This window comes from Paraglaciecola sp. G1-13 (assembly GCF_055809255.1).
On the sequence record NZ_CM147903.1, the window covers coordinates 3,323,296 to 3,348,580 of the forward strand.

24 protein-coding genes are annotated in these 25,285 nt (G+C 41.1%); 15 read left to right on the forward strand and 9 right to left on the reverse strand.

What is annotated here, in order from left to right; translation table 11 throughout:
* Window positions 1-589: 589 nt before the first annotated feature.
* Window positions 590-1,234: a GNAT family N-acetyltransferase gene (locus AC0L6N_RS14185; RefSeq protein ID WP_011575924.1), complete on the reverse strand. Its 645-nt coding sequence runs from the start codon at window positions 1,232-1,234 to the stop codon at window positions 590-592.
* Window positions 1,235-1,347: 113 nt separating this feature from the next.
* Between AC0L6N_RS14185 and AC0L6N_RS14190 the strand changes: the two genes are divergently transcribed.
* The gene (locus tag AC0L6N_RS14190) at window positions 1,348-1,578 is read left to right on the forward strand and encodes a DUF2789 family protein (RefSeq protein WP_011575925.1); all 231 of its coding nucleotides are present in this window, start codon (window positions 1,348-1,350) and stop codon (window positions 1,576-1,578) included.
* 75 nt (window positions 1,579-1,653) lie between these two features.
* On the opposite strand, the gene AC0L6N_RS14195 is transcribed toward AC0L6N_RS14190, so the two are convergent.
* Complete coding sequence (locus AC0L6N_RS14195; RefSeq protein ID WP_473475343.1) at window positions 1,654-2,022, reverse strand: DUF3192 domain-containing protein; 369 nt, start codon at window positions 2,020-2,022, stop codon at window positions 1,654-1,656.
* A gap of 190 nt (window positions 2,023-2,212) precedes the next feature.
* Here AC0L6N_RS14195 and AC0L6N_RS14200 point away from each other — a divergent pair, with 190 nt between their 5' ends.
* Window positions 2,213-2,503 carry a hypothetical protein gene (locus tag AC0L6N_RS14200; RefSeq protein ID WP_473475345.1) on the forward strand — a complete coding sequence of 97 codons (291 nt, stop codon included), beginning with the start codon at window positions 2,213-2,215 and terminating at the stop codon, window positions 2,501-2,503.
* Between the two features lie 4 nt (window positions 2,504-2,507).
* On the opposite strand, the gene syd is transcribed toward AC0L6N_RS14200, so the two are convergent.
* On the reverse strand, window positions 2,508-3,065 hold the full coding sequence (gene syd / locus AC0L6N_RS14205; RefSeq protein ID WP_473475347.1) for a SecY-interacting protein: 558 nt from the start codon (window positions 3,063-3,065) through the stop codon (window positions 2,508-2,510).
* A gap of 126 nt (window positions 3,066-3,191) precedes the next feature.
* On the opposite strand from syd, the gene queF reads away from it, so the two are divergent.
* The 6 genes from queF to AC0L6N_RS14235 all read left to right on the forward strand — a co-directional run bounded on the left by queF (window position 3,192) and on the right by AC0L6N_RS14235 (window position 9,340).
* Window positions 3,192-4,031 carry an NADPH-dependent 7-cyano-7-deazaguanine reductase QueF gene (gene queF, locus AC0L6N_RS14210; RefSeq protein ID WP_473475349.1) on the forward strand — a complete coding sequence of 280 codons (840 nt, stop codon included), beginning with the start codon at window positions 3,192-3,194 and terminating at the stop codon, window positions 4,029-4,031.
* Window positions 4,032-4,102: 71 nt separating this feature from the next.
* Window positions 4,103-5,458, forward strand: a complete 1,356-nt coding sequence (ppnN, locus tag AC0L6N_RS14215) for a nucleotide 5'-monophosphate nucleosidase PpnN (RefSeq protein ID WP_473475351.1) — start codon at window positions 4,103-4,105, stop codon at window positions 5,456-5,458.
* An 87-nt stretch (window positions 5,459-5,545) separates the two neighbouring features.
* Window positions 5,546-5,920 carry a DUF3192 domain-containing protein gene (locus AC0L6N_RS14220; protein ID WP_473475353.1) on the forward strand — a complete coding sequence of 125 codons (375 nt, stop codon included), beginning with the start codon at window positions 5,546-5,548 and terminating at the stop codon, window positions 5,918-5,920.
* Between the two features lie 14 nt (window positions 5,921-5,934).
* Window positions 5,935-7,692, forward strand: a complete 1,758-nt coding sequence (locus AC0L6N_RS14225) for an HDOD domain-containing protein (RefSeq protein ID WP_473475355.1) — start codon at window positions 5,935-5,937, stop codon at window positions 7,690-7,692.
* A gap of 175 nt (window positions 7,693-7,867) precedes the next feature.
* Window positions 7,868-8,875, forward strand: coding sequence for an isocitrate dehydrogenase (locus tag AC0L6N_RS14230; RefSeq protein WP_011575933.1), 1,008 nt, complete (start codon window positions 7,868-7,870; stop codon window positions 8,873-8,875).
* Window positions 8,876-9,031: 156 nt separating this feature from the next.
* The gene (locus AC0L6N_RS14235; protein ID WP_473475358.1) at window positions 9,032-9,340 is read left to right on the forward strand and encodes a ComEA family DNA-binding protein; all 309 of its coding nucleotides are present in this window, start codon (window positions 9,032-9,034) and stop codon (window positions 9,338-9,340) included.
* Window positions 9,341-9,420: 80 nt separating this feature from the next.
* Here AC0L6N_RS14235 and galU read toward each other — a convergent pair whose 3' ends face one another.
* Both galU and AC0L6N_RS14245 read right to left on the reverse strand, forming a co-directional pair.
* Window positions 9,421-10,314, reverse strand: a complete 894-nt coding sequence (galU, locus tag AC0L6N_RS14240; RefSeq protein ID WP_011575935.1) for a UTP--glucose-1-phosphate uridylyltransferase GalU — start codon at window positions 10,312-10,314, stop codon at window positions 9,421-9,423.
* A gap of 1 nt (window position 10,315) precedes the next feature.
* Complete coding sequence (locus AC0L6N_RS14245) at window positions 10,316-11,656, reverse strand: UDP-glucose dehydrogenase family protein (RefSeq protein WP_473475360.1); 1,341 nt, start codon at window positions 11,654-11,656, stop codon at window positions 10,316-10,318.
* Between the two features lie 440 nt (window positions 11,657-12,096).
* On the opposite strand from AC0L6N_RS14245, the gene AC0L6N_RS14250 reads away from it, so the two are divergent.
* The 4 genes from AC0L6N_RS14250 (at window position 12,097) to AC0L6N_RS14265 (ending at window position 16,102) form a co-directional block, all read left to right on the forward strand.
* Window positions 12,097-12,453 (forward strand): hypothetical protein, encoded by a 357-nt coding sequence (locus tag AC0L6N_RS14250; protein WP_473475362.1) that lies wholly within the window; start codon window positions 12,097-12,099, stop codon window positions 12,451-12,453.
* Between the two features lie 87 nt (window positions 12,454-12,540).
* Window positions 12,541-13,215 (forward strand): YjbF family lipoprotein, encoded by a 675-nt coding sequence (locus AC0L6N_RS14255; RefSeq protein ID WP_473475364.1) that lies wholly within the window; start codon window positions 12,541-12,543, stop codon window positions 13,213-13,215.
* Between the two features lie 17 nt (window positions 13,216-13,232).
* Window positions 13,233-13,976, forward strand: a complete 744-nt coding sequence (locus AC0L6N_RS14260; RefSeq protein ID WP_473475366.1) for a capsule biosynthesis GfcC family protein — start codon at window positions 13,233-13,235, stop codon at window positions 13,974-13,976.
* Window positions 13,973-16,102, forward strand: coding sequence for a YjbH domain-containing protein (locus tag AC0L6N_RS14265; protein ID WP_473475368.1), 2,130 nt, complete (start codon window positions 13,973-13,975; stop codon window positions 16,100-16,102). Before AC0L6N_RS14260 ends, AC0L6N_RS14265 begins: the two co-directional genes overlap by 4 nt.
* A gap of 214 nt (window positions 16,103-16,316) precedes the next feature.
* Here AC0L6N_RS14265 and AC0L6N_RS14270 read toward each other — a convergent pair whose 3' ends face one another.
* The 4 genes from AC0L6N_RS14270 to AC0L6N_RS14285 all read right to left on the reverse strand — a co-directional run bounded on the left by AC0L6N_RS14270 (window position 16,317) and on the right by AC0L6N_RS14285 (window position 21,289).
* Entirely contained in the window at window positions 16,317-17,147 is an 831-nt protein-coding gene (locus AC0L6N_RS14270) for a glycosyltransferase family 2 protein (protein ID WP_473475370.1), read from the reverse strand.
* Window positions 17,148-17,179: 32 nt separating this feature from the next.
* Window positions 17,180-18,076, reverse strand: coding sequence for a glycosyltransferase (locus AC0L6N_RS14275; RefSeq protein WP_473475372.1), 897 nt, complete (start codon window positions 18,074-18,076; stop codon window positions 17,180-17,182).
* Window positions 18,077-18,250: 174 nt separating this feature from the next.
* Window positions 18,251-19,519 carry a glycosyltransferase 61 family protein gene (locus AC0L6N_RS14280; protein WP_473475374.1) on the reverse strand — a complete coding sequence of 423 codons (1,269 nt, stop codon included), beginning with the start codon at window positions 19,517-19,519 and terminating at the stop codon, window positions 18,251-18,253.
* A 12-nt stretch (window positions 19,520-19,531) separates the two neighbouring features.
* Window positions 19,532-21,289, reverse strand: a complete 1,758-nt coding sequence (locus AC0L6N_RS14285) for a glycosyltransferase family 2 protein (protein WP_473475376.1) — start codon at window positions 21,287-21,289, stop codon at window positions 19,532-19,534.
* A gap of 578 nt (window positions 21,290-21,867) precedes the next feature.
* Between AC0L6N_RS14285 and AC0L6N_RS14290 the strand changes: the two genes are divergently transcribed.
* From AC0L6N_RS14290 to AC0L6N_RS14300, 3 genes are read left to right on the forward strand one after another with little or no spacing between them, the layout of a single operon-like run.
* Window positions 21,868-23,109 carry a glycosyltransferase family 2 protein gene (locus AC0L6N_RS14290; protein ID WP_473475378.1) on the forward strand — a complete coding sequence of 414 codons (1,242 nt, stop codon included), beginning with the start codon at window positions 21,868-21,870 and terminating at the stop codon, window positions 23,107-23,109.
* Window positions 23,110-23,118: 9 nt separating this feature from the next.
* On the forward strand, window positions 23,119-24,228 hold the full coding sequence (locus tag AC0L6N_RS14295) for a hypothetical protein (protein ID WP_473475380.1): 1,110 nt from the start codon (window positions 23,119-23,121) through the stop codon (window positions 24,226-24,228).
* Window positions 24,229-24,248: 20 nt separating this feature from the next.
* Window positions 24,249-25,175, forward strand: a complete 927-nt coding sequence (locus tag AC0L6N_RS14300; RefSeq protein WP_473475382.1) for an acyltransferase — start codon at window positions 24,249-24,251, stop codon at window positions 25,173-25,175.
* Window positions 25,176-25,285: the final 110 nt, after the last annotated feature.

The following is a 25,285-nucleotide window of genomic DNA, read 5'->3' on the forward strand; positions in this document are numbered from 1 at the left end:
CTGTTCCATTCATCCCGAATGAACGCTCGTCCTGAGCGGGTCCTTGTCCATAGCGCTGTCGCGCGACTTCGTCCTGAAGTATCCTTGACATCCTTTCCATTCATCCAGAATGGGCACTCGTCCTGAGTGTGTCCTTTTCCTTATTACCATTTCCAAATGGGGTGCTCATACTGAGCCTTTCCTGATAATCCTTATAACAGTTTATCCTTTAAACTGTATTGCTCGTCCTAAGCTTGTCCTAGGTCATCCTTGTGTCTTCCTGACTCGTCGTGTTTCCCTGTGACGAAACAAACTATATAACAAACAAAAACATTTTCGACATAGATCCGTGACACTTGTGTGACGCCTCTTAGCCTAAAGTCTAAATTTTGGATTAAATTACATAAATTTCAATAAGTTAAAAATATAACACAGAGAAATACTGGCGTTTAAAATGACTTTATCCTACACCCTTGTACGAAATCTCTTACAAGGGGTGGAGTTTATATCCTAACGCTAAACGGTGGGGCGGGTAATTAAATTAGGCTTGGTTTACAGAAGTTCCACTTTTATTCGGCAAATTTGTAAAAAAAAGTACAAAAATTGACAATTACTGGCGCTCACAAAACATTAAATGGCCTGTGATATGTCCTGTTTCTAATGCTTCGAGCATTTTATATTGCCCATCTTCAAAAAAAGATAAACATTTAGGTAAGGTGACGTATACACCAATCCCTTCACTGGCAGCATCTTCTTTCATCACACTATCAATGGCACTCATCAAAATATGCCCTAAGCCGTAGTGTTGGTAGTCAGGGTGCACACCTATAAACGACAACATATGGTAGCGCTGAGCCGGAATATGCTCTCGCACCTTCTGCTCTTTATCTACCATCTGCTTGGTGCCAAAGTAACCAGCAGTCAATAGCATTTTAAGACGCCAGTGCCAAAATCGGCTTGGCCCAAATTCAGCATCCGGCCCAATCAAACAGGCCACGGCGAGTAAACGAGTACCGTCAAATAGCCCTATCATAGGTTGCCTAGCTTGCCAAAAAGCATTGAGCTCTTCTCGGATGGCTGAACGCAACCGAGACTCATATCCTTCTTTGTTGTGTTGGAATATGTCCATGAACAAAGGATCATCATGATATGCCTGATATAAAATTGACGCGGCAATCTTTAAATCTTCCGCGGCTAAATATATCGCTTTGATGTTATCCATATCTGGGGCGACAACGGTTTGAGATAATGGCATGCTGCTCTCTCCTAGGAGGTTTTAATTCTCATTACATTTCCATAATACATGTTAATATTTTGTAAAACGACAATTAAGTCAAACATAAACCATTAAAATATCAGGAGTATTCAATGGAAAATTATCACACGACGATGGGTGACCTCTTTCAGCAGTTGGGTTTAGGGGATCAGGAAGGTGATGTTGAGGCTTTCATTGAGGAACATAAAGGGTTGCGCCAAGGTGTGCACATAGAAGACGCAGAGTTTTGGTCAAAAACGCAAGCGGAGTTTATTCGAAATGCATTGCTAGAAGATGCGGAGTGGGCAGAGTTAATTGACCAATTGAACACGCGATTGCGTTAAATCATTCTTATAATTTATATCATGCTCGTACAATAATTTACATCATGCTCATAGAGAGCATGATGTGTTTGATGTCTACTGATTCAACATATTTAAAGCAGAATCCCCCCACCCCACAAGCTGATCATTTTTTATCACCAAAGGCGTGCATTCGTCTTTTGTCGTTACACCATCGTCCTCTTTGCGCTGTGTGCGATAATATAAAACGTGATATTGATCATCACCTTTCTTTACGAACTCGCTAAAATCAGCAACGCCCATACGATCCATCACCTCCCCCGTACTTAAGTTCGGCTGAAGTCGCGCCACTTCTTTGCGATTGCTTCTTTCTTTTTTCTGCCAATCAGATTGATAACCGTCATGGCCATCACCGTCCACAGATATCACGCAGCCCGACAATAATAATGATAACCCCAATGTACCCGCCAGAATGAATGGCTTCATAAACAACTCCTGTTTTTAGTTTTATTCAATAACAATTTATGTGCGTCGTGATATTCACTTGATGATGAATATACAAAAACAACGCCAATATTTATCTATTTGATTTAAAAGACTATTTTAAATTTACAAAATACCTTAGCTCAGGTTAAATAGTCGTTACCGCTAAAATTTCGCTGAATTGACCAAACTCATGACAAAACCTTTATCCCAAATCGTGGCACTGTGCCAAACGCTAGCTAAAGAGGGGAAAAAACCAAGTGTAGGATTAGTGCGCAGCCGCGCAGTGGGAAAATTATCAGTACCTGATGCCATAAAAGGCATTCAAAGCTGGCAAGCGCAACCCGATCAGTTAGTGGAGTCTAATAAAGAAGCAAACACAACAAGTGCTGAGCCTGCCACGCTAGAAGATAGAGTGGCTAAGCTTGAAAAGCAGGTGCTCCATTTGACCCAGCAGTTAGCAAGTTTACGAGCGAATGTATAAATAATTAGTCAGTCGTCGGGTCAATTTCATCCAAAAAAGTCGCTAAGTCGGGGGATATTTGCTCTTTGGGCTGTAAACCAACTTGCTCTAACATCACCGCCCCCGTTTGGTTGTCCACGCTTAACACAAAATCATCTTCATCTGTCAGTGCAACAAAGATAGTCTCGGGCTGGCGTAATCGGCGTTTCATGAGTATGTGTCCTACGATATTTTGCTGAAGTCGTTCGAAATCTTCTTCGTTCCACGCCTGTAATATCTGTAACTTACCACTTGGGTGCTGCGCCACTATGTTGTCGCTCCAGTAGCGAGAATAAAATTGCGCTACATCGGGATGCAGTGTTAATTCTAACGCCTCTGATAGGTCTTTAAATTCAGATGTTTGCTCACGCAATACCGGTTTCCAAGGAATTGATGTGCCTGATTCAGGGGTCACGTCTGTAGCGTAACAAAGGGATGGCCAATCCTCGTCATACTCAATGGCCCCTGCTTCAGCATGCTCCTTAACAAAGGCTGCGAAACGTCCCATAAAATCATCTAATGATTGATTTACTGTTGAAGTCATATTGTGAGTCCGTACTTCGTTTCAAATACGGGATAATGTAGCATTAAATTGGATTCATCTTCTGGTAAAATAAGGCATAACCTAATGTAATATATCGTTAACCTGTCATCAGCTAGAGGCTCTTACATGCAAGATAAATCACTTCCTACAGATATCTTAAGCTCCTTAACATTAGGCAAAGCGACACAGTATAAAGAACACTACAGTCCGGATTTATTGCAAGGCGTTCCTCGCAGCCTAAACCGTGATGAACTCAATTTAGGTGACACATTGCCGTTTAAAGGGGTTGATCGATGGAACGGCTACGAATTGTCGTGGCTCAACCTAAAAGGTAAGCCAGAAGTGGCTATTTTGCGCTGTGAAGTACCTTGCGAGTCAGTCAATTTAATCGAGTCTAAATCGTTTAAACTTTATTTAAATAGCTTCAACCAAAGCAAAATCGAATCTATTCTTCATGTACAAAAGATGATCAGCAAGGATCTTTCTGCCTGTGCAGGCTTGCCAGTAAACGTGCAGCTTTTTGCGCGAGAAACGTTTCCTGGCTTACAGCTTGGCACCCTCGAAGCTCAGTGCATCGACGATTTAGATATTAGTGTCGACAACTACGACTTAAAGCCATCCATTTTGCAGGTTGAAGAAGAGCAGGTGCAAGAAACATTATGTAGTCACTTACTCAAATCTAATTGTTTGATCACCAATCAACCCGATTGGGGCAGTGTGTTGATCCGGTATCACGGCCGTAAAATTGACCAAGAAAGCGTATTACGTTATTTAATATCTTTTCGACAGCATAATGAGTTTCATGAACAGTGCGTAGAACGTATTTTCAGTGACATCATGCAATATTGTGAGCCGCAGAAACTGACTGTGTATGCACGTTATACCCGTCGCGGCGGATTAGACATTAATCCATTTAGAAGTAATTTCGAGAGTATTTATCCAGAGCTGAGATTAGCTCGCCAATAAAACAGCATCAGTCACATGTGAGCCACTGATTTTTCTTCACATACCCTTGCTGTTTTCATTTAAGGAAATCAATGAAAAGTATTCAGTTAAATCCCGTTGGCGCTATGAGCCAATTGTCCAAGTTAGAAGTCGACAAACTAAACCAATCTGCTGACAGTCAGCTTTACCACTTGTTTCGAAGTTGTTGCTTAGCCGTATTAAATAGCGGTGCTGAAACAGATAACTGTGAAGACCTATTTGAAGAGAACGCCAAGTTCGATATCCGATTAATCAGCCGTGAGCGCGGGGTAAAAATTGAATTAATTAACCCTCCTGCTATCGCCTTTGTGGATGACAAATTAATTAAAGGTGTACACGAGCACTTGTTCTCTGTGCTGCGTGATCTGCTCCATATGAGGGATAGCTTTGATGCGTCAGAGTTCCCTGGGGTGGCTGAATCAGCGTATATCACGCATAAAGTATTCGATATGATGCGTAATGCGCAAACCATTAAAAATACCGCTGAATTGAACTTAGTGGTTTGTTGGGGCGGGCACTCAATTGGCGAAACGGAATACCAATACACCAAAGAGGTAGGGTATCAATTGGGCTTACGCGAACTGAACATTTGTACGGGTTGTGGCCCAGGCGCAATGAAAGGCCCAATGAAAGGTGCGACAATTGGCCACGCGAAACAACGTTACCAAAATCGCCGCTATTTAGGCATCACCGAACCCAGTATTATTGCGGCTGAGCCACCGAATGCGATCGTGAACGAGCTCGTCATCATGCCCGATATAGAGAAACGTTTAGAAGCATTTGTGCGTATGTCCCATGCGATTATCGTTTTTCCTGGCGGAGCGGGAACCGCAGAAGAGCTTCTTTATTTACTAGGACTCATGCTAAATGAAGAAAATAAAGAGCAAGTGTTACCCATCATTCTTACCGGCCCCAAAATCTGTGAAGGATACTTTCACGCCATAGACAAATTCATTGGGGCAACCCTAGGTAAAGAAGCGCAGTCTCTTTACCAGATCATAGTTGATGACCCCACATTGGTTGCTCAGACCATAAATCAAAAAAGAGCAGATGTACGCGCCTATCGTAAAGCCCGCGGTGACTCGTTTGACTTTAACTGGTCATTGAAAATCGAAGAGGAGTTTCAAGTACCTTTCATTCCCAGCCATGCCAGTATGACAGCATTAAACCTGCATTTTGATCAACCCAAAGCAGAGCTGGCAGCAAATTTACGCAAGGCATTTTCCGGTATAGTCACCGGCAACGTAAAAGCAGAAGGCGTCAAACTGATCCGCGAGCAAGGTCCATTTAAACTCAATGGCGACCGAGCGCTCATGACCTTAATGGATGAACTACTACAATCGTTTGTTGTTCAGCAGCGAATGAAATTACCGGGCAGTGAATACGTGCCTTGTTACGAAATTATGTAATAAAATAAAACTGGGCGTGGTATTTTTAAGCATGGTGAGAGATTACCCGCTCAGTTTTTAAATTTTAATCATGACAGAACGACAAAAATGAATAAGAAAATAGTCACTCGTATTGGCATTGGCGTAGCTTTGTATGGTGTTTTTGTAGCAGCTGTATTGCTGTTTTACCCTGACAATGCTCAAGATATGGACTGGAAAGATCGTGAAGAGTACAACAAGGTTCAAGTTGCTAAACTTGAATTAGGGCAAACCAAACAACAAATATTAGCCTTGCTCGGCGGCCCTGATATCAGTGAAGCCAAAAAAACCGACGGTGGGATGTATCAAGTCATGTTCTTTCGTACGCAACATGTAAAATCAGACGGCATCACAACGCAAGACGAGTGCACAGCACTTCTCTTGCAGAATGACGAGTTAATTGCTTGGGGTGACAGTGCCTACCAAGATTATTTAACCTTATAAGGGTTACCCGCTCTGTGCCTGACAGTTTAATTAAACAGCAGTACCAGAGCTTACATAAGTTGCTGGCGTTCTATCGCCGCCCTGCCCCGGAACCAGACTTGGTTCAAAAAACGCTTGATTTCAATAACGGGTTATTGGGATTAGCGAAACAATACCCAGATCTTACCTTCGCACAAATACATCTTTATAAAGCGTCGCTACCGCGTCATTACAATTTAGCCTTCAGCGCTATTTTGATGACAGCGCTGTTATGTGTGCGCAATCGATTTAACGAAACAACCACGATTCAACTCATGAGCGCGGCCCTAAGTATTTTTGGGTTAGCTGAAGAAGCATCTAATGTTGACCAAAGTGAGCAGTCCGGCTTAGCAAAAGTGACACATCATGAACCACTGGCCAAAATATCCCCTGATACAGCATTTAGTCGCATCTTAACCCAGTACCAACAGGGCTTATGGCTACAAGGATATCGCCACAGCTCGTGGCTTAATAAAACCTTCAAAGAACACCTTAACCGATTACAGCACGAGAGCATCGACACATCTGTCTTGGCCTTGGCAATCCGGCTAACTTTGATGATGCACAATCCACAAAAAAAGACGAAACAGAGCTTTCAAAGCACCCTTGCATTAGTTGTTCAAAATTCGCCAAGTGCGCAAGCACAGTTATTAGAGCCGCTGATGGCATACCCAAGTGTCACGCCGCCTGGCACTTATGTCATGTTAGATGATGACTCGCTGGCTTTGGTTATCGGCATCGCAGGTGATAAATTGGTTTGTTATCCGCAAAGCACATCCCGACATACATCGATGCACTCCTCTCACTTTACTGTTGACAGGGTTCGCGTCAAACACGCTTACCCAACGCAAGCAATAAAGAAACTCAGTAATCTCACAACTTGGTGGGGAAATAATTGGCAGTTATTTGAGCAAGAGTCGAGCACGAAAGCAGAGTCGCCATTTATGCAAAGTTTTAAAATGAGCCGCCCCCCTGCAACCTTAACAGCAATACAAAGTCAGCTAAATAAACCGATTCAAGATATCAACAAATTGAGCTTGGCCATTGCGCGGGAGCCTTCATTTGCCCAGCACTTACGTAAGACCGCATCCCAAAGTAGTCGACAAAAACTTCCTATTAAAGACATTCAGCACGGCTTGATGATGCATGGATTCGAGCGCTCTGGCAGCATTATTATGCAACAAGCGCTGCTAAGTAGATTAAACCAACACCATTTCCCTTTGCAACGAGCGTTTATTAGCTTCGTACAGTTACGCGGCCACATTGCAGCGAGCTTAGCGAAAATAGGAAATATTGGCATTCCCGAACAAGCGTGCACCTTGGCATATTTTGCCTGCGTCGGCTTATTTACCCATGTTCAACTAAAAATTCAAACCCAATGGCAAAAAAGTAACCGTACTAGCTATGATATGACGACATTGGTGCGCTGCATAAAGCCGGAACAGCTACGCAGTCATGCAGTGTCCATGGCTGAAGCTTGGCAGCAGCGGCGTCACGAGATTGTCGCATTGAATAATTACCACGATGCGAATTACCTAACCGAGAATAAGCGAAGCCCTCAGGTCGAATTGGCTGCTATTTTGGGGATCAGCTTGATGCTGGCGAGAGAACTTTATTTTAGTGATGCCAAACGATGTGTGCAAAGCCAACAATATTGTAATAGCGCCTGTAAAGCCTTACGTATAAATGTGCAAGAATTAGCGCTTATCAAATCTGAAGCCTATGCCATCTGTCATAGTTTTTCACCGTTGTAATTCCGCGTTACAGCTTATCACAACTGGTTTTAATAGCGGTTTTGTGGTATAAATCGCGCCCTAAAAATAACGACTTGTGTGTTGATAAACATAGCACATATCGCTGTATTCATAGCAGCGCTCGACAGACGACAATTGACGGCCCCCCGTCAGAATTAACTTTAAGGATTAGTTTATGACTAAGCAACGCATTACTGTCATTCGTGGAGATGGTATCGGCCCAGATATTATTGACTCTGCACTACAAATTTTAGACAAAGTAGGCTGTGATTTTGATTATGACTTTGCCGATGCAGGCTTAGTTGCCCTAGAAAACCACGGGGAACTGTTACCACAAGAAACGCTTGATTTAATCGCTAAAAATAAAGTCACCCTAAAAGGGCCACTAACCACACCCGTTGGTGAAGGCTTCACGTCAATCAACGTGAGTTTACGTAAAAAATTCCAGTTATACGCCAACCTGCGCCCTGTATTATCGTTTAAAGGTACGAAAGCGCGATATGAAGATATCGACATAGTAACCGTACGTGAAAACACAGAGGGAATGTACTCAGGTCTTGGTCAAGTCGTGTCTGAGGACGGAAACGAAGCCGAAGCCATGAGCAAAATTACGCGCACAGGTGCTGAACGTATTTTGACCTACGCCTATGAAATGGCAATTCGTGATGGTCGCAAAAAAGTAACAGCTGTACACAAAGCGAATATTTTAAAGTCAACGTCTGGTTTGTTCTTAAAAGTGGCTCGTGAGGTGGCACAACGTTATCCGCAAATCGAATCAACTGAAATGATTGTCGATAACTGCTGCATGCAATTAGTGATGAACCCTCATCAGTTTGATGTCATTGTTACCACGAACTTGTTCGGTGATATTTTATCTGACCTTTGTGCTGGTTTAGTTGGCGGCTTGGGCATGGCGCCAGGCGCAAACATCGGGCAAGACTGCGCGATTTTTGAAGCCGTGCATGGCTCAGCGCCCGATATTGCAGGTAAAAACCTTGCGAACCCAACGTCGGTTATTCTTGCTTCCATACAAATGCTTGAATACTTAAACATGGGCGAGCAAGCTGAAAAAATCCGCTATGCACTAAAACAAGTCATTGAAACGGGCGACCGCACCACAAGAGATTTAGGCGGAGAGCACGGAACAAGTGACTTCACTCAAGCGATGTTAGAACGCTTATAAATCCCAAGTCTATTTATTATAAAGGGGACTCTACTGAGTCCCTTTTTTTCGCTTAGCACTATATAAGCCCCTTTTCTTTACCTTATTTAAAAGCGCGACTAGTCTTACTGCTGTGCAATTGCACCGAAATGGATCAATTAAACAAGGAGTTTCACTATGAAGAAGTTTATCGCTACCCTATTTTTTGCAGGTGTTTTATTGTCTGGTTATGTTGGCAACGTTGTTGCTGAAGCCAAAGTAGACAAAAGCAGTGTCACACAGAAGAAGTCGCAGAAGATCAATTTGAATACGGCAACAGCCGAGCAGTTAGTCACATTGCCAGGTATTGGTAAGAAAAAAGCAGCGGCCATCATCGCCTATCGAGACAGAAGTGGTAAGTTCGCTAAAATCAGCGATCTTACTAACGTCAAAGGTATAGGTAAAAAAATGGTGGCTAAACTCGCTGCTCACGTACAGGTCAAATAACGATTAACGTTAGAGTAAGGCATAAAAAAAGCCCCGTGATAGAAAACATCACGGGGCTTTTCATTTAATTAAGTATGTAGTTATTTCACAAGCGTCTGTAAAAACTCGTTAAACTCAGCACCTAATTCGGGGTGGCGCATCGCATATTCAACGTTCGCCTTCATGTAGCCTAGCTTGCTGCCACAATCATGGCTTTTGCCTTTCATATAATAAGCATCAACTTGCTCGGTTTGCATCAAAGAATCGATAGCGTCTGTTAGCTGGATTTCATCACCTGCACCAGGCGTGGTTTTAGCGAGAAGATCCCAGATTTTTTCAGACAAGACATAACGTCCAACAACAGCTAAATCTGATGGCGCATCTGACAGGTTAGGTTTTTCTACCATACCGTGCATCTTCGCTGATTCACCAGGTGACAATTCTGCACCGTCTAAATCAACGATACCGTACTTGCTAACATCTTCTTGAGGAACACTTTCCACCATGATTTGGCTGACTTGACTGGTATTAAATTTAGCCGTCATGTCTGCGAGGTTATCCTTCTTGGGATTACATGTGCCTTCATCAACAATAACGTCAGGTAGAACCACAGCGAAAGGCGCATCACCAACCATAGGGCGAGCACACAATACAGCGTGACCTAAGCCTTTAGCGACACCTTGACGCACGTGCATGATAGTAACGTCTTTGGGGCAGATTGCTTGAACTGCTTCCAATAACTGACGTTTTACACGCTTTTCTAGCGTAGCTTCAAGCTCAAAACTGGTATCAAAATGGTTCTCGATGCTATTTTTACTCGCATGAGTCACTAAGATAATCTCTTTTATGCCTGCATTCACACATTCGGATACAACGTATTGAATAAGTGGCTTATCAACAACCGGTAGCATTTCCTTTGGGATCGCCTTGGTTGCTGGCAACATACGCGTTCCAAGACCAGCTACTGGAATAACGGCTTTCTTTACTTGACTCATTTTACTGTCCTTTTACTGATAATCCACGACCTATTGCATAGTAATGCAAGCCGTATTCCAACATCATGTTGGGTTCAAATAAATTCCGTCCGTCAAAAATTAGCGGAGAAGAAAGTTTTTCTTTAATTAGTTCAAAATCTGGTGCGCGAAATGCCTGCCACTCAGTACAAATAACCAAGAAGTCAGCACCGTTGAGAGCTGATTCTTTGGTGCCCACTAGGTCTAAATCATCACGGCTACCGTAAATACGCTGGGTTTCTTCCATCGCTTCAGGGTCGTACGCTTTAACTTTAGCGCCCGCTTTCCATAAGTTTTCCATTAATACGCGGCTTGACGCTTCACGCATATCGTCGGTATTTGGTTTGAAAGACAAGCCCCAAATCGCGACTGTTTTACCTTTCACATCACCACCGAAGTGACGCATGATATATTCGAACAATTTCTCTTTTTGTGCGTAGTTAACTTCTTCAACTGCTTCTAGCACTTTCGCACTATAGCCAACACCAGTGGCACTGCGTACAAGCGCTTGAACATCTTTAGGGAAGCATGAACCGCCATAACCACAGCCAGGGTAAATGAATTGGTAACCGATACGTGGATCAGAGCCGATACCACGACGTACGTTCTCAATGTCAGCGCCCATTAACTCAGCGATATTAGACATTTCATTCATGAAGCTAATTTTTGTCGCTAACATGCAGTTCGCAGCATACTTAGTTAGCTCAGCACTGCGAATATCCATCACGATAATTTTGTCGTGATTACGGTTAAACGGTGAGTAAAGTTCGCGTAGCTTCTTCTCTGCAGACTCACTTTCAGTGCCGATGATAATTCGGTCAGGGCGCATACAATCATTTACCGCAGCACCTTCTTTCAAAAACTCAGGGTTAGACACCACGTCAAATGTAACGCTCTTACCAAGTGATTCCAGCGTCTCTGAAACTTTCGCACTCACTTTATCAGCAGTGCCTACTGGCACAGTTGATTTATTAATAATGATTTTATGCGAGTCCATGTGCTCAGCAATTGTCTTTGCCACAGACAAAACGTATTTCAAATCAGCTGAGCCATCTTCATCCGGCGGTGTACCTACCGCAATAAAAACAACTTCGCCGTGAGCGATGCCGCGAGCAGCATCGGTTGTAAAATCAACTCGCCCTGCTTCGTAGTTACTTTTCACCAAAGGGGTCAAACCAGGTTCATAAATTGGTATATGGCCTTGCTTTAATTTGTCGACTTTATTCTGGTCTACATCAACACAAACCACATCATGACCTACTTCTGCCATTACTGCTGCTTGCACCAAACCGACATACCCAATTCCAAATACTGTAACTTTCATCGAAGTAATATTCCTTAAATGTAAATTCAGGCGAATCATACCGCCTAATTATGACAAACTTTTGATCCTATCAGCTAAAGCAAAAACAATGCCTGAACGCCACACCGGATTTTCTGGTTATTTCAAGCCAAAAACTGTCTTTTTTTCGCGACTAACTTGGCATTTTACCCTTTATTGGTGCCAATTGGGAATGGCAATAAAAAAAGAATCCAATTAATCGCAGTATCAAGTACTAAATTAAGTACTAAAAGATTGATCTTGCACCAGTTCCTGCTGTAAATGGCAAGCCCTAGTATACTTTTGTTCGGTGTTAGGCAATGCTTTTACACTGCTTAAATAGTATTTTAATGATTGTTTTATCTACACCTATTGAGGTCAGTAAATTATTCCATTAGAATCGGGATAGTCTTGATTTTTACTTAACATGAAGGGAATGTATTATGAAAAAGATTCTTATGGCTGCAACAGCAGCATTAGCACTTGCTGGTAACCCAGTAATCGCTCAAGAAAATGCCGGTGGAAGTGGAGCTTCTGCAGCTACCGTTGGTGGTGTAGGTGTTGGTACTATTGCTGCTGGTGTTGTTGGTTTGGCTATCGCTGGTGCAGTTGTGTCTAACAACCGTGGCTCGTCTACTGTTGTTGATGGCGGCGACCCTGATCCAACTTGTAATGGCGATGACGCTTTAGTTGATGGTGTATGTGTTGGTACGACAACTACTGTTACCGTAACAGGTACTGGTACAATGACTAGCACAACTACCGTGCCGGTAACGTTTACCTACGCACCAACTATCTAAGCTTTTATGAAGTTTTTGAAAGCCGCCGACAATGGCGGCTTTTTTATTGGATGATTACAATTACCATAAGCGGAAATGCCGTTCACCATGCACTTTAAACCACTGATCTTTATTTTTATCTCCATTATTACTATTTGCAGTTGTGGCGGCACATACCACGCTTACTACGACACGTTAAAAATTGCCCTTAAAGAACCCCAAAATGCGAGTATGACCCTTGAAGAAGTCAACCAGTCAGCTATAGACCTTATGTCTGTTACTCGTGGCGAAAGACCCACTGCTATTATGGCATTAGCTTACCTTGAGAAAGGCCAACATAAATGGGTATCAGGCGACGACATCATGTTCGTCCTCGAGAAAGGAAGAGTCGTGAAAACTGTCGGCCTAGATAACGACCTTATTCACTCAATGAATACCATGGAAGACCCATTGAAAGATGCTAATCATTTATTAACAAACCGTCAGTGGCAATTTTCGCTAGATTGGGAAAATGACGAATACGGTTACCCCGTTACGTCTGTATTTAGTCAGCCAAAATCAGAAGAGCTAACGATATTGACGAAATCAATTGAATCGATACGATTTACCGAAACGTTGCGCTTTAAAGCCCCTTCAGAATATATCCAAACGACGCACGAATGGCATAATTACTACTGGTATGACAAAAGCAGCGGCACGCTTATTAAATCCAAGCAGACTCTCTCACCGTTATCAGAACCGATTGAAATGACGTACTTAAGCCGCATTGCGCGCTTATATTAATTATTTGAGCCTTAAACATGATCAAGAAATATAAATCGATATTGTTTGCAGTGATGACCAGCTTTAGCTGTGTGGCGACCGCGAACGTAACCGTAAAATGGAATGAAGTTGACTATACTTTCGACTCCACTGTACGTTTGACTGATGTCCTTTCTAAATTAGAACTATGCACTAATATTTATTGGCCATCGGCTGCTTTATTTATCCCTAATGATGTCGCTCTTGAACGAGCGCGGCAGTCCTCGTTAAGTAACCTCAATCTTCTTGCTAGTCGTTTGCCAAATGATACTTACGAGCAAAAAAGAGTCTTCGCAAATTTAACTAATGAACTTCAACATTGGCGTTTGGCCAATCGTCTATCCGTTAAGGTTGATTATGATTTAGCGCGTATATCTGCAGCCCACAACCCGCAATTTGATGACGGCTATTATGTTGTAAGTCTAAGTGAGCGCCAAGGATCCGTAGAAATAATTGGCGCTGTAACTAATACCATAGACACAAAGCATCTACCCCACACCGATGTGAGTGAATATCTAAACAGTGCAAATACTTCATCTTTAGCAAATAAAGACACCGTTACGATCATTCAAGCAGATGGACGAATAATAGAAGCCCCAACAGCGTACTGGAACCGACAACACCAAGAAGTTATGCCAGGCAGCATTATTTATGTTCCATTTAAAGAATCATTGTTTACACCTCAGTACGCAGAATTGAATCAACTAGTTGTGGCGCTAGCCAAAAACAGGCTACCCAAATGAGTCGCATGAAAAGAATAAATAGCAAACGCTTTTGTATTGTCTCTGTCAGCGCCGCTTTAAGCTTCACCTCAAATGTAAACGCGCAGTCTAACATCGAAGATTGGAACGTTGCTCCTGTCGGCAGCTCTTTGATGGTGCATGGTGGAACGGGTTTAATCCAAACCCCTACATCTCGGATGTTAACCGATGGCGACTTACGAGTGAGTTATACCGACAACGATGAGTATCGTTTTTGGTCAGGCACACTGCAGTTGTTCCCTTGGATGCAAACGACGGTGCGATACACTGACGTGCGCACCCGCCTTTATAGTCCTTATCCAGGGTTTAGTGGAGATCAGACCTTAAAAGACAAAGGGATAGACGTTAAGTTTCGCCTATTGAACGAGAGCTACTATCTACCTGAGCTATCAGTTGGCTTCAGAGATTTCGGTGGAACTGGTTTTTTTGAAAGTGAATTCATTGGCTTAAGCAAACGAGCAGGGAGTTTTGATTTCCACCTTAATGTGGGATGGGGATATCTTGGCACCTCAGGTAATGTATCAAACCCATTTTGCGATGTCTCCGACAGCTTTTGTGAACGCCCAGGCGGTTTCACTGGTAACGGCGGTAAAATCGACTATCAACGTTTCTTCAAAGGTCCGGCTTCAATTTTTGGCGGTATTGAGTACCAGACCCCATGGGAGCCGCTGCGCCTGACAGTAGAGTATGAAGGGAATAATTACGTCAATGATCGTGCAGGCTCACTGGAGCAAGATAGTAACTGGAACTTTGGTGCCAATTATCGCTGGAATAATTTTGATTTTAGTGTGAACTATCAGCGCGGTAATACTCTCGGTTTCGGCGTAAGTTATAACTTCAATTTACACACTATCTCACAAATCAAAATCGATAAGCCACCTCGCCCGCTCACTGATGAAAGAAACGATTTTTCAGTCAGCAACATCAATGGCCAACGAATGACGCAAGATTTGTATTATCAAGCAGGCTTCGCACTAAGCACTTCCCATATAACGGATGACGCAGTCACTATTTATGGTCAGCAAACCAGTTACAGATACGAAGACGAAGCCACCGAACGTGTAGGTCGAATCCTCGCTTCAGAACTGCCTGACACAGTAGATACGTACAAAATAGTCAATACCTCAGGTTCGGTACCAATGGTTGAAACCGTCGTTAACGCAGCAGAGTTTAAACGCCAAGCGAGATATAAAACATTGGAGCCAGATTTAAAACGTAGTTACCAGCGCATGGACGTCAGCGACGAAAGTGTGAGCAATTTTAATCCTAAAAATACTAGTGGTTTCTTTACCGGCATAGAAGCATTTTGGATCCAAACATTCGGAAACCCGGAGGAGTTTTACCTTTATCAAGGCGGTGTTATGGTAAATGGTGGATACAGTTTCGATGGAAAAACCAGTGTTGTGGGCACAATTAAGGCTAACTTGTTGCAGAATTTCGATAAGTTTAACTTCACTCGCGATCGTGCCCCTAGCACACTGCCTAGAGTAAGAACGAATGTTCGGGAATATGTTTCAGGCCGAGATATAAGCCTAGAAAACTTATACTTACATTGGAATGACAGAATAGCAGACAACTTATATGCCCAAGTCTATGGTGGTTATTTAGAAACCATGTATGGCGGCGTGGGCGGCGAACTACTTTACCGCCCAGTTGATAGCAACCTAGCGTTTGGTTTCGACATAAACTACGTTCAACAGCGGTCTTGGGAAAACGACATAGACTTCTTTGACTATAAAGTTCTTACTGGCCATGCAAATGTCTTTTGGCAACCTGAATTCTTACCTGATACCCTTTTAACGGTCAAAGTGGGTCAATATTTGGCTAAAGATAAAGGCGTTACAATTGACTTTGCCAAACGCTTCGACAGTGGAATTGTTGTAGGAGCATACGCAGCGATAACCAATGTAAGCTCTGAAGAATACGGCGAAGGTAGCTTTACTAAAGGCTTCTACCTTACCATCCCATTCGACTTGTTCTCCCTCAAGCCAGCCAAAGGGAGTGGTAAAATACCGTGGATCCCAATTTCACGAGATGGTGGTCAAGCACTTAATCGCCCTATCGAGCTGTTTGGTGTTACGAACGAACGCTCTCCTTTCGCTCGATAGTAACTCAGAACGGAATAAAACACATCTGGCGAGATCCCCCGCCAGATGTGTCTTTTTTTGTGGAGAATTTATAAAAGATTCAAGTGAAACTGGAAGAAGAACCACATTTTTCAGGCTGATATCAGTTCTTAAATGGTAGAAATGTGGGCATACGAAAGGGAGTGCAAACTATTGGAAATTAGGCTTGTTTTGAAAGATTGTTTCTAAAAAGTGTTTACCAGTGCTGACTAAAAGAACCATCTCGTTTTAATAATCCGTCAATTATCCCACAACACATAAATTTTACCCGTTGCCAGCGATCTGTTTGCAAAAATGCATTCGCGAAAAAGCGGATTGGCATGCATAAAAGATTGCGCATCTTCCAATACCAGGGCACATAACCTCTGCGGCTTAAAATAAGAATATTTCGGAATTGGTAGTACAAACGAACCGGCGAACCCACTTTATAAGTAACACCAGCAAATTTATGACGGGCATCTCCGAGTTGATGAACCATTTCTACCTTTTCGGCGATCGCAACCATCTGGTTCTGCTGCTTAGCACGCCAGCACCATTCGTGATCGACACCATCGATAAACAAAGCTTCGTCTTTAAAGCCAATCGTTTCAAGCTTAGATAAATCTATCATCATACCAGAAGAGATAATCTGCGTTACACAAACTAAATCATCATAAACCGATATCTCTCGTTGCACTCTAGGCTTAACCGTTTTCTCGGTAAAAGAACAAATAATGCGGGGACCTATGGCCACTAAAGGTCTGTTTTCAACGCGTGACGCAACCATCAAAGAAGACAAACGAAAAGCAAAGTCACTATCGATAGAGCTGTCTTGATCGAGCAAAATACCATATTCGCAATTGGCTGCTTTCAAATCGCGTAAACCAATATTATGCGCTGCGGCAATGCCTATGTTGTTCGGGAAATGATGATAGTGTAAGTTGTCATGATCGAGCGATAATTCAGTGGGCATAGGGGAATTATCGACAATACTCAATACATCTACCTGCTCCACCACACTTAATAAAAGTGGAAGTGTCTGAGACAACTCAGGCTTGTAAAGGATTATTGTCGCGCCAATCACTCGTGTTTAACTCGCTTGTTTAAAAGATACCGGTCTATTTTATACGCTAGTTTAACAAGTTTCGCTGGCATTAGCCGTAATATTAATACACTACATGCATAAACAATATTCCCGACACCATAGCGCTTAAGCACTTTCATTGTGTAAAAGCGCGCTTTAAACTCGTTTAACGACTTGCCGTAACCTCTGCGCTTGTAAAAATCATTTACACGGCGAAACTTTAAAAGCTTATCTGGCAAGTTTGCAAACTTAAATCCAGCCGCGGCAAGCTCAGCCCAGAAGAAGTAATCTTGAGTATTCTTTAAGTCACCACGATAACGAAAACCTTTCTGAAAAACATCAAAGCGAATAGCGACTGTCGGGTGATTAATAGAACAACGCTTAGGTAGAAACCGCATAATTTCATGATGTTTCAAAGGAAGCTTGCGTTGGCCAACTTTTTCGCCGTCTTCGTTTATCTCTGTCAGGCCACTGCCTAAAACTGAGATAGTAGGATTTGCTTCTAAAAACGCTATTTGTTTCTCTAGTCTGTTGTTTAAAGAAATGTCATCTGCGTCCATGCGAAAGAAAAACTTTGCTAAAGGCGCATTGACCGCGGCCCAATCAACCACAAAATTCATACATCGGCTTAAACCAACATTGTGCTGTGCCTGAACCATTTGAATATTGTCACACCCATTAGCCTTTTTGAAAAGTAATGCGCGAAGTTTCAATGGTATTTCACCGTCGATGACGATCACATAAATGAAATCTTTATATGACTGTTGCAATACACTGTTAATCGCTTCTTCGACCCACTCAATTCGGTCTCCAGCATATACGCCCATACCCACAATTGACTCACAGGAGCGATACTTTACTGTTTCACTAATAATTTTAAATGAATTACTCAACTTGGAAAGCGACCTTAATTTGTGTTTTTATTTTACTGCAAGCCACTAGGGTTGACGTCTCGTTGGTGAAGGAGAATTTTGACGGCGGAGTATAGCAAATTTATGTAAATAAGTACTAAAGCGATCTTTAGTGCTAAATGCCACTTTTCCCGAGCTCTGCTATTGCTACGAATATTAACGTTTGAATTGATATTGAGAAAAATCCGGAAGTTTTTGTACCTGTTTGAGGAAGCTCTTAATCGCTTCAGATTTGATCGACTCTTCATCCACAACCAAATTATTATAATGCTCGTAGTATGTGATTATGTCTTTAAAAGCTGCATCTCTAAATTGTTTAACATCCGAGGTATCAAACATTAAATGCAACTCATCCTGCAAAAACTTGAACAACTCACCATGCACCAAAACACTTAAAGCTGAACCGTGCGCAGTCTTCTGACTTCGTTTTGGCAAAAATAGAGAAGGCAAAGTTTTCACCGAGGTAAAAAAAGAGAACTTATTCACTCTAGCTTCAAGTATGGCATTAAATACTCCGGGGCAACTAGGGCGTCTGGCTATGATATATATACTTGCGTCTAACTCACCAAGTAACTCCAATATATGCAACGCTCCACCTTCAGCAAAAACGATCTCATCAGCACCTTTATAGGTTTGCAATTGCTCTAGTAAGGTATGTTTTTCTGGGTAGAAAATGTGGAAACCATTCCGTTTGAACAATGCTTCTAAGTAAGATTCCCCTGCGTATGCTCCTCTTAAAGAAAAATGAATCCGGCTTACATACACTTTTTTATGCAAACTAACATTAGTTCGAACGCCGTTTTTTCGTTCGCATCTAATAAGAAATGACTTATAACTGTTATTTATGGGTAACTGGGAACGAAAATAGCTAGCTTGCTGCGGAACATCAAGCGCCTCATAAGACGAAGCCGAAAACTGAAGTTTGAGTTTGTTCTCGGGGATCCCTAAGTAGCCTAATACCTCATTAAACACAGGTGGCAACTTGTAAGTATATTTTTGGATGAAATTCAATTTTTTTGCACACTGGGGAAGAAAAACTACTCCTGCATAACTTACATTATTCTTTTGCGAATGTAGGTCGTAAGCCCATGTACGGTGTATACATTCAGCAAGGAAATGGCCAAAATTTTTGAATATTGGTCCCCCGAAGAGATATCGACCTTTCTTGACCGATAATTTACCAGACCAGGAATGTAAAAATTCAGTATCCGTTACAATCTCTAACTGAGATTGCGCCTTATGAACTGGGCCCCAACGACATTGATGAAAATTACCTTTGAGAGTAGTGGATATTACACCACCTTTAACATTATCAGGATTACTGCCTGCCGCCATAGGTAAAACAGTTGCGTTGTGCAACTCACAAAGTTCTGCTGGCTTAAGTACGGTATTGTCTGTTAAGTCATTCGGGTTATTAATAAACATAAATAATATTGACTAATCTTTGATCGAAAAATTTTCGAACCGCAGCGTTAAATTCGGATTATATGCAGGGTCATTATTTATGATATCAGCCCATGTTTGTTGCAAATAATTCAGTTCATTTTCAAACCGTTGACGCTTTTCGAGGGTATCATCGGCTCCTCTGGATATAGATTCATAATGAAAGAGCTCCGCTTCGGCACAAAACAGGTTACGACGGCCTAACGCTAAAATTCGAAGACAAAAATCTACATCGTTAAACGCAACACTGAGCTGCTTTTCATTCAGACCACCAACCGCCTCATAGTCCACTTTTTTGACAAGTAAGCATGCAGCAGTCACTGCACTAAAATTATGTGTTGCCACTAGCCGATTAAGATAACCAGAGTGATAACGAGGAAAGTACTTATGTGCATGACCTGCACCTCCGCCATACCCCATCACTACGCCTGCGTGCTGAATACGCGTATCTGGATACAATAATTTAGCGCCTACACATCCAATATCAGAACGGAGCGTTTGCCCCACCATATCACCTAGCCAAGTAGCGCTTATGACTTCTATATCATTATTAATCAACCCAATGATCTCGCCCTTAGCTTGGCGAACGGCGAAATTATTAATTGCCGAATAATTAAATTCATAAGGATAAGATAATACGGTGACTTTAGGCTCAGAGCATTGTAATTCATCAAAGTAGGCTAAAGCATCTTGATCGTCAGAATTATTGTCGATCAATAAAATATCGAAATTTTGATAGCTTGTTTTACTCAGAATCGAGGTAATGCAGGTTTCCACCAATTCTTTGGCGTTTTTGGTTGGAATAACCAATGTCACGAGTGGTTGCGAATTTTTATGCCAATCGAGTTTCGCTACAGCGCTTTCCACGCCTTTGGTAACAGTGAATTCACCTCGATTAAGTTTTGCTAATTCTTTATGCCAATACATCGGCTTATTGTTAGTTTGATGAAGTAAACACAGAGGAATATGTTTGACCACCACATTAGGATCCTGAAGATAACTATCAGCCAGCCAGCGTGCAATTGAGCTCAAGCCTTGATTCTCATTTACAAAGTGAGCAAACCGTTCGATAGCACTCGCCCCTTGCAAAAACACCCCCGTCCTCACGTAGCCGGTGGTTAGTTGAAGATCAGGATTCCAAGAAGGGAAAAATTCTGCTTGATGACGTTTGCCAGAAACACTAACGGTATCGATATCACAATAAAATACGCTAGCGGCGTTGGATATTTTTAAATAATAAGTAAATACGTTAACTGCGGATGGATGAAGAACGTCCCCCCCTCGCAAGATAATCAAAGGCAGTGAAACAACCTCACCAAGCAGATCTTTGCTAGCTCCAAGGAACTTGTCTGACGAGTCACGAAGCTGAGTCAATAAGCGCTCCACCAAAGCATCCTCACCGCAGAGATAAATCCCGTGTACGCTAGTATTTTCCAAAGCCTTATTTATAGAATGAAGGTCATTTTCGGGCTGGCCACTTAAGGCTATTAGGCAGTTGACTTGCTCATCGGAAACATCCTTCGCGCATATAGCTCCAATTTCTTTAGATTGCCTAGCGATCGTTTTTATGTACAATTTTTGCAGCTTTTCAGGGCTCGGAAAACCATAAAACAGACCAGATTTTTGCAAACTGCGGCTGTATAGATTAAAGAGCCAAAGGTTTTGACGCATCTTTTTTCTGATATTTATCGGAAATATGCCCACAAATAATTTGAGAGCTAACATGATTTGTTTCACAATTTTTTGTTTCAAAGGTACTTCTTTCTGTAAAATTTGGATATGCAATCGTTAGCTCTTTTACGTGTGAACAAGTGCCCATCTCAGTTTCAAGAAACTTCGTCCACCTGCTGACACTCTAACTAATAACCGATAAACTAATTATCTTGAAATTATGACAACTTAGGAACCGACACTTATTTGTGTACTCACCGCTAGTGATTCACCAAGTTTAAATGAAAACGATTTACTTTGCAGCCAGAACCACCAAGCGTTGGGGTATATTTGGGTATTGCGAACAGATTAAATACTCTATAAGGTTTTGCCCCCGCTAGTCTAAGCGAAGTTTGTCAGTATAGCTTCGTAGCAAAAAGCGTACGAGCAAGAGTGTAAGGTAACCGCAAAATCATACCGCATTACCTTGCTTTATTTTCATAAGGAAGACAGCTTAAATGACAAGGCACTGAGATTTTGGGAGCTTAACCAAAATGCATTAAAGTCACCTTTGATCATTTTAGGCCTTATACACAATTCAACAAAGAAAATTTTTCCATATATATTCGGAAAATAACCTTTATGAAAAATTCAAGTTTTACAGTTTTGGTACTTAATTAATGAATATAGCTATTTTAATGATGCAAAAAAATGAGAGTGAGCTACTAGAAAAATGGGTAGCTTTTCATTCTTACTTAGTAGGGAGTTCAAATTTATTTATATATGACAATGGTAGCCAGAATGAGCGTGTTATTGAGCAATTAAAGATCCTTGAAAGCAGTGAAGTGAACGTGATTTGGGATTTTAACAGCAAATCGGACTATGAAGAAAGAGGCTCGATTTTCTGTAATAAAATAAAAAACCTAGATAAGAAAGGTTGTTATGATTTCTATATGGTAATCGATTGCGACGAGTTCTTAGGTGTAGTAGATGAAGAAGGAAATATAGCATTTGACCCATTATCGTTAGAATATAGTCTTTTAAAATATCAGGATAATACTGAACTATTAATGATCGACAGTCAGTATTACAATTCCAGCATAAGTCCGTGTTGGTTTAACAAGCAACCCTTTCGTAAGTGCTTCTTCAAAAAGAATACAATTTCAAAGCTTGACCAAGGTTTTCATCACGGTCAGGTAACGACCTCAGACAAAGAACTTAGAACTAATTTAATTCATGTACACTTTCATAACAAACCGTATGAAATTGCTAAGATTCATGCCAAGGAAAAACTTACCGGAAGGGTCGATAATTTCAACTTGGAATCATTAAAGAACTATACTGGGAAAGGTTTTCATTTAGTGAGATTTTTCTTGCAAACAGAAGAAGAGTATATAAAAAATCAAGTCGCCTTAAATCATATAAAATCTACCTCGCTATTCGATAAACTAAAACAATTAGATATGAATTGGCCTTTTTTTCATACAATCTTAGACGCTAGAAGAAAGTTGGGGTTTACTGAAGAAGACGATAGCTTTGAGAAGGTGTTACCAAAATTTAGAGGTTCAATAGATTATATCGCATTCGAAGGTAAATACCTAAAAATAAAAGGGTGGGGCATCGTAAATTACAGTCGTCCGATAAAACATATATTTTTAAAATTAAAAGACAATAAACGACTCAAATTTGAAATTGTTGAAAGGATAGAGCGCAGGGATGTTAACAAATTGCTAAATGTAAATGGCAGCGCTTTAGGCTTTTCCGCTGAACTGCTTCGCTCTGATTTAATAGGCATCAGTGATGCTCCAAGCAATACATCGCTCATAACATATCTGGACTCTGAATGTGCTTATTATGAATTTGATATGCAAAAAAGACATAGAGAGTTTGATTATTTCTTTACAAATGACCAAGCAGGTTAATAGTCAATTATGAAGAAACAGTTATATATCCACGTCGGCCCACCGAAAACGGGTACATCGATATTACAAAGTTGGTTAAGTCAACACGCGACAGAGCTCAGCGATTCTTCGAAGATTTGTTATCCAATGCATGGAGTTGACGAAAATCAAGTTAGTTCAGGTCATAATCAAATATTTTTGGAAAAGGCGCCCGGGAAAAAATCAATTTTTTCCCATGAAAAATTTCGAAATTTATTAAATCGATTCGATTCTAGTGACTTGAACATTTTACTACTCAGTTCAGAGTATTTCTTTTATCAGATTCCTGAGTTTTTAACCTACACAGATGAATACGAAATTAGATTTATTGCCTATATTCGCCCAGAGTATGAATTCATTGAGTCTATATACAATCAATCAGTAAAGAGAAATCGCCAGAATATGCCAATGGCAATGAGGCGAGAAATTAGATACACATATTTAGATACTTTGATTGAATATATTGAGAAATATGGAAGCAAGTACTTTTTACTGAGAGCTTACGGTGCAAGAAGCTTTTTTAATGAAAATATAATTATCGATTTCCTATCTATTTTCGATTTTCAAAATCCCCATACAAAAGATCTCAGTATACCAATAATAAACTCATCTTATAGTTTCGATTGTTTAGAATTCAAACGATGGACAAATAAATTTTTAACAGAAAGTTTGGATAATACACTTGATAAAAAGCTGCAGGCGTACACTGGTGGAACCAAAGATTACACTTTACTCCCTCATCAGACATATCTCGATTACAAATCAAACAGCAGAGTTAAAATATCTAATATAAATAATGCCTGTTTTATCGAAAACTATGAGAGTTTAATTGAGTATATCGATAATTCAAAACGTCCAGTCTATATGCATCAAGAACTATATGACGAACACCTAATTAAGGTACTTAACTTTCTAATAAGCAAAGACGTCGGATTCGCCAAGAGTCTTTTTAAGCTGATACAGAACAGTAGTGAACTATCAGAAAGTGACAAGCATAAGTTATTGATTTTTAAATCAACGTTAGAAAAAGCTAGAAAAAGAAATTTCCTCTATAGGTTTATCGGCAAACTGTTAGATAATTTTAGTTTCAATTCCCCTTAATCCATATAAATAGGTTAAATATGCATAACTTGAGTGAAGAGAAGTGGTTGGCGCAAAGATACAACATAGAACCATGGTCAGCCAGCACCTTTCAGAATTCAGAGCAGGTACAGGTTCAGCTGATTTTAGCAAAAATGGCAAATGCGAAAATAGGCAAGAACTGCTATATAGCCCCTGACTGCAATTTTTTTACAGATAAAGCATCACTGGGTAACTCAGTTAAAATCGCATCTCTAGCGACTCTTAGAGGGAACATCACATTAGGAAACGACGTTTCAGTAAACCCACTTACAAATATAATTGGAACAGTCAATATCGGTAACGCTGTTCGTATAGCAAGTTCAGTACAGATCTTCGGTTTCAATCATGGCTTTTCAAGAATCGATAAGTATATTAAAGACCAGCCAATAACCTCTCAAGGTATTAATGTTGGAGATGGTACATGGATAGGTGCAGGTGCTACGATATTGGATGGTGTAAGTATCGGCACAAACTGCATCGTAGCAGCTGGAGCTGTGGTAACGAAATCCTTCGAGGACTTCAGCATAATTGGTGGCAATCCAGCTAGGCTATTGAAAACACGTCTAACCCCTGGTGCAAAAAAAGTGTCGTTGACCTATTCAGTTAGATCTAGTGAGAAACTAGATTTCTGTGTTGACCTACCCATCACCGGGTACTTAGACAACTCTCAAGCATCTATCAATGGATGGTTTGCAACAACTCATCAGTTCGATGGACTATTTCTTATTACCGACAATAAAAAAGAGTCTATCGAATTAAACCAAAAGCGTGATGACGTGAAATCACACTTGGAAAAATATAGGCCTTCACTGGCTGAAAGCGGCAAAATTTGTGGATTTTCAACACCAAGGCTCAACAACAATCATCAAATAGCATTACAGGTCGGGCGAAAGCTTATTGAATTATGCTCTATTAACTTGCGTTAATAGAGCATAATTGTATTTAAATCATGATATAACCACTTACTAAAATATAGTTCAAGAATATTTTTTACTTAAACGACAAGTAACCTTGGCATGTTTATCATAATAAAGTA